The organism is Aeromonas sp. QDB31, from assembly GCF_027707605.1.
Classification (GTDB): Bacteria; Pseudomonadota; Gammaproteobacteria; order Enterobacterales; family Aeromonadaceae; genus Aeromonas; species Aeromonas media.
Genome location: NZ_JAPCIX010000001.1, coordinates 71,931 through 85,492, shown reverse-complemented (window position 1 = coordinate 85,492; position 13,562 = coordinate 71,931). Strand labels below are relative to the sequence as shown.

The following is a 13,562-nucleotide window of genomic DNA, read 5'->3' as shown; positions in this document are numbered from 1 at the left end:
GGTTCAAGACCTCGTGATGTTAATGAGTGCCGGCAAGCAGCTGGTCATCCAGCTCCCGCAGCCGATCGACGGTGCCTATGTCCCGCCACTCGCCGGCCAGCAGACTGCCACCGACCCGGCCTTGTGCCATCCAGTCGCGCAGCAGGGGTGCCAGCTTGCGGGCACCGCAAGGCAAGGAGACAAAGGCCGCCGGGTGATAGAGACCAACGCCGCTGAAGGTCAGAGCCGGGCTGTCCTGCACCCTACCCTCCGCCAGGGAGAAATCCCCCTGAGGGTGCTGAGGTGGATTGGGCACCAGCCAGAGGTGGGCCAGGTCATCCGCCAACGGCTGATTCACCAGAGCGCCATAATCGGCATCAATCCAGGTATCGCCGTTGATCACCAGAAAGGGCTCGCTGCCGAGCAGTGGCAATGCCTGCACGATGCCGCCCGCAGTCTCGAGCGCACTCTCCTCCGCCGACCACAGGATCTCGACCCCGAACTGGCGGCCATCGCCGAGGGCCTCCACCAGCTTGTGGCCAAGCCAGGCGTGGTTGATGACAAGCTGGATCACACCGGCCGCCTTGAGCTTCTCGATGTGGTGGACGATGAGGGGCTTGCCCCCCACCGCCAGCAGCGGCTTGGGCAGCAAGTCGGTGAGCGGGCGCATCCGCTCCCCACGGCCTGCGGCCAGGATCATCGCCTTCATGACGGCTCCCCGGCACGCCGAGCCTCTGCCGTTCGGGTCAGGCCCGGCAGCACAATCCGCTGCAACCAGTCGCCGAAGCGGGCCAGCACAGGATGCTCGGCCCCATGTTGGTGGCACACATCCACCACGTAGCCCAGGGTACGGGGGATGTCCTTGAGGTAGCCGGACTTGCCGTCGCGATGGTAGAGACGGGTGAAGAGGCCGGCCGCCTTGAGGTGGCGCTGCATGCCGGTCAGATCGGCATACCGGCGGAAAGCGACATAATCGAGATCGCCCAGCAGACCGGCCTGGCTCAGGGTATCGAAGCCATGGCCCATGCCCTGCTCTATCACGGCATCGGGCCAACGCACGTAGCAGTCTTTCAGCAGGGAGACCAGGTCGTAGCTGAGAGGGCCGATGACCATGTCCTGGAAGTCGATGACGGCCAGTTGGCTGTCGTCCGGCGTATCGCCACCACACACCATCAGGTTGCGACTGTGGAAGTCTCTGTGCATCACTCCCTGAGGCTGAGCCAGGTTGCTCTCGGTGAGGCAGGCGAATGTCTCCGCCAGCAAGCCTTGCTCCTCGGCGCTCAGGGTCAGTTGCAGATGATGACCCAGCAGCCACTCGGGGAAGATGGCGTTCTCGCGCGCCATGAAGGCCTCGTCGAAGGGCTCGAGCTCGAGCGCCACCGATCCGAGCCGAGGCAGCAGGGCGAGGGCCTTGCCATACCAGGCCAGCACGTTGTCATCGTTCAGGCAGCCGATAAGCTGGGTATCCCCCAGATCCGTCACCGCCAGCAGGCCCTGCTCATAGTCCACCCCCCTGACCTCGGGAGCCAGCAGCCCCACGGCGTGCAGGGCGGCCGCATTGCGAACGAATTCATGATTTTTTTCGGTTTTCGGATTAGCATCCACCCACACCAGGCCACCACCACGGAAGTAGCGGCGGAAACTGGCGTCACCGGAGATCAGGGTCAACTGGAGATTGGCATCACCGGAAATCCGGCGTGCCCATTGCAATAGCAGGGAAGCGCGATCGTGCATGAGTCGGGAACCAAATTGGAAAGCAGCACTTGGCTGTTAGCCCTGGCCGCAATAATGCTTTATCATTGCCGGCTAACATAAAGCAATGACATGCAATGTCAACTCGATGGATCCTGACATAAAATGCATGCCCTGAATCAACCGTTTTTACTACGGATTGCGCGAGCCCTTCACATGACAAAATGGACACTGGGGTGTTCTTATCCCATCGCCCTGACCATCAGCCTTGTTCCTGCCCTGAGCCCGCTCACGGTACAGGCGGCGCCCCTCAACGCGCCACCGGCCACCGGGATCCTCAACAGCCTCTGCTATGACTATGTCCCCAAGATCGAGAAACCCAGCGCGGATCAGGACGCTAATGCCCAGCCCGTCGAAGTGGATGCCGATCGCCTGGAGGCCAAGCAGGGCGGTACAGCCGTCTATGAGGGTGACGTCAAGGTGCGTCAGGGCGTGCGCAAATTTGACTCCGACTATGCCCAGCTTGATCAGAAGAGCCGGGATGTCATTGCCATCGGCAACATCTATTACAACGATGGCCAGATCACGGTCACCAGCGACAAGACCCTCAAATCCAACCTGGACACCAAGAACTCCGAGCTGGAAGAGGGCAAGTATCAGGTTCATGGCTCACCGGTGCGCGGCTTCGCCGAAAAAGTCACCATGACCAACAACAACCAGAACATCACCCTGGAGGGGGCCCAGTACACCACCTGCCCCCCGGGTCAGGAGGCCTGGACCCTGAAGGCCGGCAGCATCGACATCGATCAGTCCGAGGTGTTCGGGGAAGCCTGGAACGCCAGCCTCTGGCTCTATGACTATCCGGTCTTCTATTTCCCCTATATCAACTTCCCCATCAAGGATGAGCGCAAGACCGGTCTGCTCTACCCGGGCTATACCCAAAGCTCCAAGAACGGCATGGACATCACCCAGCCGTTCTACTGGAACATAGCCCCCAACTACGATGCCACCATCACCTCCCGCTTCATGGACAGACGGGGCCTGATGGAGCAGGTCGAGTTCCGCTACATGCCGGATCCGGCCCACGTGGGCAGCCTCTATTTCGAAAACCTGGCGGATGACAAGCAGTACGACGAGACGGACAGCCTCAATAAAAACTTGGCCGATGGGCATCGCTACCTGCTGAACGCCCGCCACACCTCCATGTTCATGGACAACGCCATGCGGGTGTCGGTGGACTACACCAAGGTGCGGGATCGGGATTACAACTACTTCAACGACTTCTCCCCCAAGGTGGGGACCCAGGTCGACAACCAGCTGCAGCAGTCCCTCATGGCCGGCTACTTCCAGCAGAACTGGAACCTCAATGCCGAGGTGCGCACCTACCAGATCCTGCTGGCCAGCGCCCAGCAGCCCCACGAACTGATGCCGCGCATCGATCACAACTACTACCACCAGGGCAGCTGGTACGATCTGGCCTGGAACACAGAGCTGACCAACTTCGGCTACAACAACGACCAGGCCATCGACCAGAACCAGGGAGAGGGCTATACCGGCACCCGGGTCTACACGGCCCCCACCCTGACCATACCGCTCATCGACGAAGCCGGCTACTTCCTCGACAGCCAGTACAAGCTGATGTACACCCGTTACGATCAGACGGTGCCGGACAATATGAGCCAAGCCTTCCGTGACAAATTTGATCCGAATTCCAAAGGTCTTAACACAGGAACAGGCAAGCAAGAAAACATCACCTTGGAAGAGGGCATCATCACCCGGGTGCTGCCTTCGTTTCGCCTCAAGGGCGGCATGACCTTCGAGCGCAACCAGCAGTGGTTCGGCGAAGGGGCCAGCCAGACCCTGGAGCCGGAGTTCCAGTACCTCTATGTGCCCTACAAGGATCAGGACAACATCGGGGTCTACGACTCCACCACCATGCGCCAGGACTACTACAGCCTGTTCAGCGACCGCCGCTTCGCCGGCCTGGACCGCATCAGCGACTCCAACCGGCTCTCGGTCGGCGTCACCACCCGTATCTATGATCCTACCGGGGATGAACGAATTCGGCTGGCCGTTGCCCAAGCCTTCGACTTCGTGGCGCCCAGGGTCAAGCTCTACGCCAGCGACGAGCTGAGCACCAATACCCGCTCCCCGCTCTCGTTCGAGGGTGACGCCAAGATCAACGAGCAGTGGTATGCCCATGCCGGGGCGCAATATGATGTGGAGCAACGCCAGATAAGTTCTGCCAACAGCGCCCTGGAGTACCGCCATGAGAAGCTGATCAGTCAGTTGAACCACCGCTTCGTGCGGGACGCCAACTATGACCTCGACCGCAAGGGCGAGGTGACGGATCTCAACCAGATCGGCCTGCTGTTGACCACCCCGCTCAACGATCAGTGGCACCTCTATGGCGGCTACTATCAGGAGCTCGACCAGAACGTCAAAGTTGACCGCAAGGTAGGTCTGAAATATGACTCCTGCTGCTGGAGCATCAACTTCAACCTGGAGTGGGTCAATACGCCGGACAACGTGAACCTGGCCCCGACGTCCGAGCGCAGCCTCGGCATTCAATTTGAAATGAAAGGATTGGGTAGCGTGGGTACCGGCTCCAAGGGTACCTCCCTGGATACCGAAGCACTGCCTTACATTCGTCCGTTTAACCTGCGAGACCAATAACGGGTCTGGCAAACGCCTTGAGAGATGGATATGAAGAAGACGTTGATTTCCCTGCTGACCGCAGGCCTGTTTGGAGTCATGAGCCAGGGCGCCCTCGCCGCGCCCGAGCTGATGGACAAGGTGCTTGCCGTGGTCAACAAGGACGTGGTGCTGGCCAGTCAGCAGGAAGCCCTGGTGCAGAAGGTGAAGGCCTCAGCCCAGGAGAGCGGCCAATCCCTGCCCGATGACGCCACCCTGCGCAAGCAGGCGCTGGATCGCCTGATCCAGGAGAGCCTGCAACTGCAACTGGCGGATCGCCAGGGGCTCAAGATCAGTGACACCCAGTTGGAGCAGGCCATCCAGAGCATCGCCGCCGACAACAAGATGACCCTGGATCAACTGCGTGCCCAGCTCGAACGGGAAGGGCTGACCTATGCCCAGTACCGGGAGGAGGTGCGCCGCGAGATCCTGATGAACGAGGTGCGCCGCAGCCAGGTGCGCCGCCGTATCAACATCTCCGAGCAGGAGGTGAAGCAGGTGGTCGAGGCCCTGAGCAAGCAGGGTCAGCAACAGACCGAGTACCACGTCGGTCACATCCAGGTTGCCCTGCCTGACAACCCGAATGCCGAGCAGCTCAACGCCGCCAAGGCCAAGATCGAGCGCATCCTGGCCGCGCTGAAAGAGGGGGCGGACTTCCGCAAGCTGGCAATCGCCGAAAGCAACGGCCCCAAGGCCCTGGAAGGGGGAGACTGGGGCTGGATGAGCCCGCAGGAGATGCCGACCCTGATGGCCGAAGCGGTACAGGGTGCCAGCAAGGGTGACATCGTCGGCCCGCTACGCTCGGGCGCCGGTCTGCACATCGTCAAGATCTTCGACACCAAGGGTCAGCAGCAAGTGATGCAGACCGAGGTGAAGGCGCGCCACATCCTGATCAAGCCCTCCATCATCCTGAGCGAGGAGAAGGCCAAGGGCACTCTGGACGGCATCTTGCACGACATCAAGAGCGGCAAGGCGAGCTTCGCCAGCATGGCGGAGAAGTACTCCGAAGATCCGGGCTCTGCGGTGCAGGGTGGCGAGCTGGGCTGGTCCGATCCCAATGTCTATGTGCCGGAGTTCCGCGACATGGTCAACCGCCTGCAACCGGGTCAGCTCAGCGAGCCCTTCCGCACTACCCACGGCTGGCACATAGTGCAGCTGGAAGATCGCCGCAGCCAGGATGCCACCGGCAAGGCCCAGGAGCAGCGTGCCTATCAGCTGATCTTCAACCGCCGCTTCACCGAAGAGTCCCAGGCTTGGCTGGATGAGCTGCGCGACGAAGCCTACATCCAGATCGAACCCAATTAATGGCCGATGAGCAGATGAACAGCCATCGTCTTGCCATCACCCCGGGTGAGCCCGCCGGCATAGGCCCGGACCTGGTGCTGCAGATAGCCCAGCGGGACTGGCCGCACCAGCTGGTGGTGATCGCCGATCCCGCCCTGCTGCGCGAGCGCGCCGCCCTGCTGGGGCTGCCCATCGAGCTGGAACCCTATGATGCCGCCGCCCCCGTGAGGGGGCAACGGGCGGGGACCCTGACGGTCTGTCCCGTTCCCCTCGGCGCCCCCGTGGTGCCGGGTGAACTCGACGAGGGCAATGGCGCCTATGTGCTGGCCACCCTGCAGCGTGCCTGTGACGGCAACCTGAGCGGCGAGTTCGCCGCCGTGGTGACCGGCCCGGTGCACAAGGGGATCATCAACCAGGCGGGCGTCTCGTTCAGCGGTCATACCGAATTCTTCGCCCAGCAGTCAGACACCGCCGATGTGGTGATGCTGCTGGCCACCGAAGGGCTGCGGGTGGCGCTGGCGACCACCCACATTCCCCTCGCCTATGTGGCGATGGCCATCACGCAGGAGCGCCTTGGCAAGGTGATCCGCATCCTGGATGCGGATCTCAAGGGAAAATTCGGCATCGAACACCCCAGAATTTACGTCTGCGGCCTCAACCCCCACGCCGGGGAAGGGGGCCATCTCGGCCGTGAAGAGATCGACGTGATCGAACCCGCCCTGGCCGACTTGCGCCAGGAAGGGATCGATCTGGTCGGCCCCTTGCCGGCCGATACTCTGTTCCAGGACAAATACCTCAAGGATGCGGATGCGGTACTCGCCATGTACCACGATCAGGGGCTGCCGGTGCTCAAATACAAGGGCTTTGGCAACTCGGTCAACATCACCCTCGGACTTCCTTTCATCCGTACTTCGGTGGATCACGGCACCGCACTGGATCTGGCAGGCAAGGGCCTGGCAGACTCCGGGAGCCTGATCACCGCGATTAACCACGCCATCCAGATGGTAGAGAAAAAAAGATATGAGCAGTAAGGTGCAGAGCAACAAGGTGCACATGGGCCACACGGCCCGTAAGCGTTTCGGTCAGAACTTCTTGCACGACCGCTATGTGATCGACCAGATCGTCGCCGCCATCAATCCACAGCCGGGTCAGAACCTGGTGGAAATCGGCCCGGGTCTGGCGGCACTGACCGAACCGGTCGCCTCCCAGATGGACAAGATGACGGTGGTCGAGCTTGACCGGGATCTGGCGGCTCGCCTGCGCGAGCACCCGACCCTCAAGGACAAGCTGACGGTGATCGAGGCCGATGCCATGCGCTTCGACTTCGGCACCCTGATGGGGGAAGGCAAACCGCCCCTGCGCATCTTCGGCAACCTGCCCTACAACATCTCCACCCCGCTCATCTTCCACCTGTGCGAATTCGCCGATCGGGTGGAGGACATGCACTTCATGCTGCAAAAGGAAGTGGTATTGCGGATGTGCGCAGGCCCGGGCAGCAAGGCCTATGGCCGCCTGAGCGTCATGGTCCAGTACTACTGCCAGGTGATCCCGGTGCTGGAAGTGGGCCCGGGTGCCTTCAAGCCAGCCCCCAAGGTCGACTCGGCCGTGGTGCGACTGGTGCCACACAAGAATCCGACAATCGTCGCGAAAGACCTCCGCTGCCTGAGCCGGGTCTGCACCGAGGGCTTCGGCCAGCGTCGCAAGACCATCCGCAACAGCTTCTCCAATTTCATCACCGACGCTCAGCTGACCGAGCTTGGCATCGATGGCAACCTGCGCCCGGAGAACCTCTCCCTCGAGCAGTTCGTCATGATCGCCAACTGGCTGGCCGATCAGCAGCAGGCCTGATCCCATGGCATCCACCCGGATAGTGGTGCGCCCGCACCCCAGCTATGTGGCGGGCACCGAGGATCCCTACCATTTTCTCTATCTCATCGAGATAGAGAATCTGGGGCCGGGCAAGGTACAGCTGCTGCATCGGCGCTGGCTCATCACGGATGCCAATGGCAAGATGCTGGAAGTGGAAGGGCCGGGGGTCGTGGGCGAGCAGCCCTTCATCGCCCCCGGCGAGACCTTCAGCTATCAGAGTGGCGTACCGCTCGCCACCCCCTTCGGCGTGATGGAAGGCAGTTATACCCTGCAAGACGAATCGGGGCAGCAATTCGAGGCCCCCATCGCCCCTTTCACACTGGCCGTTCCCAACATTATCAACTGAGGTTTCATGGCGAATTGTTTCGTCGGTGATATCCAGGGCTGTTACGACGATCTGCGCCGTCTGCTGGATCTTGCCGAATTCGACTCCGACAAGGACACGCTCTGGCTGTGTGGCGACCTGGTCGCCCGCGGGCCGGATTCCCTCAACACCCTGCGCTTCGTCAAGTCACTGGGGAGCCGCGCCGTGACCGTGCTCGGCAACCACGACCTGCACTTGCTGGCGGTGGCTCATGGGGTCGCCCCTCTCAAGAAGAAAGACAAGCTTCAGGCCCTGATGGAGGCCCCGGATCGGGACGAGCTGCTGGAGTGGCTGCGCCACCGCCCCCTGCTGGCGGAGCACCCGGATCTGCCCATCATGATGATCCATGCCGGACTCTCTCCGGCCTGGGATGCCCACACGGCACGCAGTTGTGCCCGTGAAGTGGAGACGCTGCTGCGCGGCGATCAGTACAGCTGGCTGCTGCACCACATGTATGGCGACCAGCCCGATAGCTGGGACGAAAACCTGCAGGGGATAGAGCGCTACCGCTACATCATCAACACCTTCACCCGGATGCGCTTCTGCTACTTCGATGGCCGGCTCGACTTCAAGTGCAAGAAGGGACCCACAGAGTCCACCCCGGGCCTGCGCCCCTGGTTCGAGCAGCGCGAGCACCACGACGACGACCCCATCCTGGTATTCGGCCACTGGGCGGCACTGATGGGTGCCACCGGCAAGGCGGACATCAAGGGGCTGGACACCGGCTGCGTGTGGGGCAACAGCCTCACCCTCTGGCGCTATGAAGACGATGCCCTGATAGCGACCCCCTGCCCCGCCTATGCCAAGTGAAACAAAGACGCTGGCGATATAAAGAGGCCCGGCATTGCCGGGCCTCTTCGTTGGTCAGCACGCAGGCTAGAGCCTGCGCCCCAGCCGCTTCTCGACCTGGCGCCGCTCCCATTCAGGCCCGAACAGCCTGAACGGCTGGAACAGGTTGATGGCATGGGACATCAGGCCAAGCCCCCAGCCCAGCATGGGCCACCAGGCCCAGATATAGTCCGGGTTGCTCAGGTAGTTGATGACAAACAGCCCCCCTATCACCAGCACATAGCTGATGAGGTGGCCGTAGAAGCCTTTGAGCCCCTCGACGAACTTCATCGCCTCCCGCTCATCCTTGGCCACCTGCACCGTCCCCTGACTGTCGGTCTCGTTCCCTTTCATCTCGCTCTCCTGCAGTTGCGTCACATCGAGCTCAAAGACGGAGGCCAGGGCCTTGAGGGATTCCAGTCCGGGCTGCTGGCCCTGCTCGATCCGCTGTATGGTGCGGACACTCAGGCCAGTCAGGGTCGCCAACTGATCCTGGGACCACCCCCGTTGCAATCTCAACTTCCTGACGATCATCTCGAACTCCTTGTGGTGATTGACAGGGCCAGCATAGGGCCAGCGCGGCGAGAGGTGACACGACAGAGGGCCGACATATACCTGACTATCCTTTAAAATCAATAAGTTGAAATAAAAAATTGGATTTTTGTCAGCCCCCGTGCGCGCAGATCGGTGCGCCCGACCAGATTGTCACAGGCTCCGCATCAGCTCGGCGGCGATCTCGAAGGAGCGCAACCTGGCCTGATGATCGACGATGGGACCGTTGAACATCAGCTCGTCAGCCCCGGTTTCGGCCAGCAGGGCCTTGAGGCCGTGACGCACCTGATCCTGATCCCCCACCAGGGAGCGAGCCAGGGTCTGCTCCATCGCCATCAGCTCCCGGGGCGACCACTCCTCTCCCAGGCTCTGCACCGGCAGCGGCAGCTTGCCAGCATCACCCCGATAGAGGCGAAGGAACTGCTGCTGGAGCGTGGTGAACAGGAAGCGGGCCTCCCGGGTTGTGTCGGCGGCGATCACATTGATGCAGACCACCGCATAAGGCTTTGGCCAGCGCGCGGAAGGGCGGAACTGGGTACGGTAGATCTCGAGTGCCTGCAACAACAGGCCGGGAGCAAAGTGAGAGGCAAAGCCGAATGGCAACCCCATGGCGGCCGCCAGCTGGGCGCTGTAGAGACTGGAACCCAACAGCCAGATCGGCACGTGCAGCCCCTGACCGGGCACCGCCTGCACGGCGCCCACCTCGTCGCCGAAGTAGCCCATCAGCTCGCGCACGTCCGCAGGAAAGTCATCCACCTCGCCGCTGCGCTGGCGGCGCAGCGCCTGCATGGTGCGCTGATCCGTGCCGGGGGCGCGCCCGAGCCCCAGATCGATCCGATCCGGATAAAGAGACGCAAGGGTGCCAAACTGCTCGGCGATCACCAGGGGCGAGTGATTCGGCAGCATGATGCCGCCGGCCCCCAGCCGCAGTGTGCTGGTGGCTCCGGCCAGATGGCCGATGAGCACAGAGGTGGCGGCACTGGCGATCCCCGGCATGTTGTGGTGCTCCGCCAGCCAGTAGCGGTGATAACCCCAGCGCTCGGCATGCCGGGCCAGATCCTGCGAATGACGGAACGACTCGGCCGGCTGGCTTCCTTCGGGGACGGGCACCAGATCCAGGACTGAATAGGGGATGGCAGACATGGGACACTCCATTGATTCACAGGCGATTCACCAGTGGAGCAATGTAGCACGAGATATCTGAATGAATCACCTGACCAGGCTGCCGGGGTAACAGCCCACCCGTGCCGTGCAAAGGGCGACCAGGGGGCGCCGGTAGATAGTGGTTCCTCTTGTCAGCCAGCTCCTATGCTTTTTGTCATCTTGCGAGCACACTGTTAGCAGATCATCGCGGGGAGCGCCCGTAGGACAAGGACAGGTCCATGACAAAAGCAAGCCTCGGCAGCAAGCCCTTTTACGTGCACATTGCCACCCTTTTCATACTGCTGTTCTCCGTGCTGGGGGGGGCCCTCATCATGCTGCAGTTCCAGCAAGGCATGCAGCAGGGGCTGGAGCACGAACGGCAAAACTTCCAGCAGTACAGGGAACAGCTGGCGCTCGCCATCAAGCTGAACCAGCGCCCGGCCCGCATGTCCCTGAGCCTGCTGCGCAGTGGCCAGCTGGCCGCCATGACCAGCCTGGAGTCCCGCCTCGGCTACCTGCCCCAACTGGCCGAGGTGCTGGCCAACAGCGCCAGCTATGGCGCCATCTACGCCGGTTACGAGAACGGCGACTTCTTCCTGGTGCGCAAGCTGACCGAGCGGGCCAGGGGATTGCTGGACAGTCCCCCTCCCGGAAGCCACCTGCTGGTGCAGAGCCTGACTGAGGGCCGGGGAGAGTTTCTCTATTTCAACCAGCGCCTGCGGTTGCTGGAGCGGCGGCCCATGCCGGACTACCAGTTCGATCCCCGCGACCGCGGCTGGTACAAGGAGGCCCGCTGGGGCACGGGCATCATAGTAACCCACCCCTATCTCTTCTTCACCACCAAGGAGCCGGGCATGACGCTGGCGGTGGAGAGCGACGATCGCCGGGCGGTGATCGGGCTGGATGCCGGTGTGGAGGGGCTCTCCTCCCTCATCGGCGAGCTGCCCCTGCCCAGCCGCTGCCAGCTGGTGCTGTTCGACGAGTTCGGTACCCTGCTGGCAACGGATCCCGAGCGACTACCCAGCTTCGAACAGCTGAGTCGCCTGCCCATGCTGTCGGCGCTCAAGCATCCCATACTGGCCAAGCTGCAACAGGAGATGGCCTCCAGGCCTGCCCTGCTGCACGAACCGACCGAGCTGACACTGGCCGCCGAGGATGGCAGCGACTGGCTGGTCAACCTCTCCTCCCTCGACGAGGACTCCCCCTTCTATCTGGCCCTGCTGGTACCGGCGGACGAGCTCACAGCACCGGCCCGCCAAGACGCTCTGCACAACCTGGCCTGGGCCCTGGCCGGCCTGCTGCTACTGCTGCCCGTCATCTGGCTGGTGGCGAGGCGCACCGCCGCCCCCTTGCTGGCACTGACACAGGAGGCCGAGCGGATCCAGCACTTCGACTTCGGCGAGAGCGAGCGGCCAGACTCGGCGATCCGCGAGATAGACGATCTCGCCCGCGCCATGTCCAGCATGCGACTGACCCTCGGCAACTTCATGAGCATGGGTCTGGCGCTGGCAGCCGAGCACCGCTTCGATTCCCTGCTCAGCCGCATACTGAACGAAACGGTAGCGGCTGCCCAGGCGGAGGGCGGCTGCCTCTATCTGGCCCAGGACAAGCAGATGAAGGCGGTTCAGGCCATCTGGCAGCGGCAGCCCCTGGATTGTGAGCTGGTGCACTGGCAGGAGTCCCTGCTCGGCGGACTCTATCATTCCGAGCGGCTCAGCCTGACGCTCAACGCCGAGCAGTGGTCGCACTACCTCGCCGACTGGGGCCCCTTCCCAGGTCCCCGCCAACTGCTGGCCGAGCCCCTCTACAACCACCGCCAGGAGTTGATCGGCTGCCTGTTGCTGATCCTGCCGGACTGCGCGCCGCGGGAGCTGGCGTCGCGCATCAGCCTCATAGAAGCGCTGGCGGGCATGTCCGCCTCCGCCATCGAGAATCAGCGCCTGCTGGAAGAACAAAAGCAGTTACTGGAGGCCTTCATCGAGCTCATCGCCGGCGCCATCGACGCCAAGAGTCCCTACACCGGAGGCCACTGCCAACGCGTACCCGAATTGACCCGCATGCTGACGGAGGCGGCCTGCGCCCAGCAGCAGGGCCCCTTTGGCGACTTCACCCTCAGCGACGAGGAGTGGGAGGCCATCCATATCGCGAGCTGGCTGCACGACTGCGGCAAGGTCACCACGCCGGAGTTCGTGGTGGACAAGGCCACCAAGCTGGAGACCATCTACGACAGGATCCACGAGATCCGCACCCGCTTCGAGGTGCTCAAGCGCGACGCCCATATAGAGGCGCTGGCGGCCCGGCTGCCCGCCCCCGAACAACAGGCGGCCCTCGAGGCCGTGGCCCCGCTCTGGCAGATACTGGATCAGGAGTTCGCCTTCATCGCCGAGTGCAACCTGGGGGGCGAGTGGATGGCACCGGAGAAACTGGCACGGCTCGATGCCATCGCCAGCCGCACCTGGCTGCGCACCCTGGATGATCGCCTCGGCGTCAGCCCGGAGGAGCGCAAGCGCCATTCCGGCGAGGCGGCTCCGCTGCCCTGCCGCGAGCCGCTGCTGGCCGACAAGCCGGTCCACCTCATTCCTCGCCCCGCCCACGACAACCTGGCCAGACACAATCCCTGGGGCTTCAAGGTCAGGGTCCCCACCCATCTCTACAACCGGGGGGAGCATTACAACCTCGCCATCGGCCGTGGCACCCTCACCGAGGAGGAGCGCTACAAGATCAACGATCACATCATCCAGACCATCCGCATGCTGGAGCGGCTCCCCTTCCCCCGTCACCTGCGCAAGGTGCCGGAGATCGCAGGAGGCCATCACGAGCGGATGGACGGCACCGGCTACCCGCGCCAGCTGCTGGGTGAACAGATGAGCATCCCCGCCCGCATCATGGCCATCGCCGACATCTTCGAGGCCCTGACCGCGAGCGATCGCCCCTACAAGTCGGGCAAGACGGTCTCCCAGTCGCTGACCATCATGCTGCGCATGGTGCAGGAGCGGCACATAGACGGGGCGCTCTTCGATCTCTTCGTCGACAGCGGTGTCTGGCGGGACTATGCCCTGCGCTTCCTCGCCCCAGAACAGCTGGACGAGGCCGCCTGTCAGGCCCTGCTGGCGGAGCCGCGCTAGCCGCTATCCCCCGAGCGCCCATAAAAAAACGG

11 protein-coding genes are annotated in these 13,562 nt (G+C 62.8%); 7 read left to right on the top strand and 4 right to left on the bottom strand.

The annotated features are described in order from the left end of the window. Positions 1-19: 19 nt before the first annotated feature. Entirely contained in the window at positions 20-688 is a 669-nt protein-coding gene (murU, locus tag PG898_RS00380; protein WP_182786254.1) for an N-acetylmuramate alpha-1-phosphate uridylyltransferase MurU, read from the bottom strand. After that, positions 685-1,713, bottom strand: coding sequence for an aminoglycoside phosphotransferase family protein (locus PG898_RS00375; RefSeq protein ID WP_182786256.1), 1,029 nt, complete (start codon positions 1,711-1,713; stop codon positions 685-687). The genes murU and PG898_RS00375 overlap by 4 nt, the downstream gene beginning before the upstream one ends. Positions 1,714-1,887: 174 nt before the next feature. Between PG898_RS00375 and lptD the strand changes: the two genes are divergently transcribed. Genes lptD through PG898_RS00345 form a run of 6 tightly spaced genes read left to right on the top strand, consistent with a single transcriptional unit; the run spans position 1,888 to position 8,692 of the window. Continuing rightward, positions 1,888-4,347: an LPS assembly protein LptD gene (gene lptD, locus PG898_RS00370; RefSeq protein ID WP_270823246.1), complete on the top strand. Its 2,460-nt coding sequence runs from the start codon at positions 1,888-1,890 to the stop codon at positions 4,345-4,347. Positions 4,348-4,377: 30 nt separating this feature from the next. Further along, entirely contained in the window at positions 4,378-5,670 is a 1,293-nt protein-coding gene (surA, locus tag PG898_RS00365; RefSeq protein WP_270823244.1) for a peptidylprolyl isomerase SurA, read from the top strand. Between the two features lie 14 nt (positions 5,671-5,684). After that, complete coding sequence (gene pdxA / locus PG898_RS00360) at positions 5,685-6,680, top strand: 4-hydroxythreonine-4-phosphate dehydrogenase PdxA (protein ID WP_043130574.1); 996 nt, start codon at positions 5,685-5,687, stop codon at positions 6,678-6,680. Beyond that, entirely contained in the window at positions 6,670-7,497 is an 828-nt protein-coding gene (gene rsmA, locus PG898_RS00355; RefSeq protein ID WP_043130439.1) for a 16S rRNA (adenine(1518)-N(6)/adenine(1519)-N(6))-dimethyltransferase RsmA, read from the top strand. The genes pdxA and rsmA overlap by 11 nt, the downstream gene beginning before the upstream one ends. A gap of 4 nt (positions 7,498-7,501) precedes the next feature. Further along, on the top strand, positions 7,502-7,864 hold the full coding sequence (apaG, locus tag PG898_RS00350; RefSeq protein ID WP_171272523.1) for a Co2+/Mg2+ efflux protein ApaG: 363 nt from the start codon (positions 7,502-7,504) through the stop codon (positions 7,862-7,864). A 6-nt stretch (positions 7,865-7,870) separates the two neighbouring features. Next, entirely contained in the window at positions 7,871-8,692 is an 822-nt protein-coding gene (locus PG898_RS00345; RefSeq protein ID WP_005327236.1) for a symmetrical bis(5'-nucleosyl)-tetraphosphatase, read from the top strand. A gap of 66 nt (positions 8,693-8,758) precedes the next feature. Here PG898_RS00345 and PG898_RS00340 read toward each other — a convergent pair whose 3' ends face one another. Next, positions 8,759-9,244 carry a 2TM domain-containing protein gene (locus PG898_RS00340; RefSeq protein WP_005327237.1) on the bottom strand — a complete coding sequence of 162 codons (486 nt, stop codon included), beginning with the start codon at positions 9,242-9,244 and terminating at the stop codon, positions 8,759-8,761. 171 nt (positions 9,245-9,415) lie between these two features. Beyond that, positions 9,416-10,405 (bottom strand): luciferase-like monooxygenase, encoded by a 990-nt coding sequence (locus PG898_RS00335; RefSeq protein WP_270823243.1) that lies wholly within the window; start codon positions 10,403-10,405, stop codon positions 9,416-9,418. 239 nt (positions 10,406-10,644) lie between these two features. On the opposite strand from PG898_RS00335, the gene PG898_RS00330 reads away from it, so the two are divergent. Beyond that, the gene (locus PG898_RS00330; protein WP_270823242.1) at positions 10,645-13,530 is read left to right on the top strand and encodes an HD domain-containing phosphohydrolase; all 2,886 of its coding nucleotides are present in this window, start codon (positions 10,645-10,647) and stop codon (positions 13,528-13,530) included. Positions 13,531-13,562 lie beyond the last annotated feature (32 nt).

What these genes read in the sequence shown, in the direction of transcription:
- murU (WP_182786254.1), bottom strand. Translation starts at nt 688, where the DNA reads ATGAAGGCGATGATCCTGGCCGCAGGCCGTGGGGAGCGGATGCGCCCG.
- PG898_RS00375 (WP_182786256.1), bottom strand. Translation starts at nt 1,713, where the DNA reads ATGCACGATCGCGCTTCCCTGCTATTGCAATGGGCACGCCGGATTTCC.
- lptD (WP_270823246.1), top strand. Translation starts at nt 1,888, where the DNA reads ATGACAAAATGGACACTGGGGTGTTCTTATCCCATCGCCCTGACCATC.
- surA (WP_270823244.1), top strand. Translation starts at nt 4,378, where the DNA reads ATGAAGAAGACGTTGATTTCCCTGCTGACCGCAGGCCTGTTTGGAGTC.
- pdxA (WP_043130574.1), top strand. Translation starts at nt 5,685, where the DNA reads ATGAACAGCCATCGTCTTGCCATCACCCCGGGTGAGCCCGCCGGCATA.
- rsmA (WP_043130439.1), top strand. Translation starts at nt 6,670, where the DNA reads ATGAGCAGTAAGGTGCAGAGCAACAAGGTGCACATGGGCCACACGGCC.
- apaG (WP_171272523.1), top strand. Translation starts at nt 7,502, where the DNA reads ATGGCATCCACCCGGATAGTGGTGCGCCCGCACCCCAGCTATGTGGCG.
- PG898_RS00345 (WP_005327236.1), top strand. Translation starts at nt 7,871, where the DNA reads ATGGCGAATTGTTTCGTCGGTGATATCCAGGGCTGTTACGACGATCTG.
- PG898_RS00340 (WP_005327237.1), bottom strand. Translation starts at nt 9,244, where the DNA reads ATGATCGTCAGGAAGTTGAGATTGCAACGGGGGTGGTCCCAGGATCAG.
- PG898_RS00335 (WP_270823243.1), bottom strand. Translation starts at nt 10,405, where the DNA reads ATGTCTGCCATCCCCTATTCAGTCCTGGATCTGGTGCCCGTCCCCGAA.
- PG898_RS00330 (WP_270823242.1), top strand. Translation starts at nt 10,645, where the DNA reads ATGACAAAAGCAAGCCTCGGCAGCAAGCCCTTTTACGTGCACATTGCC.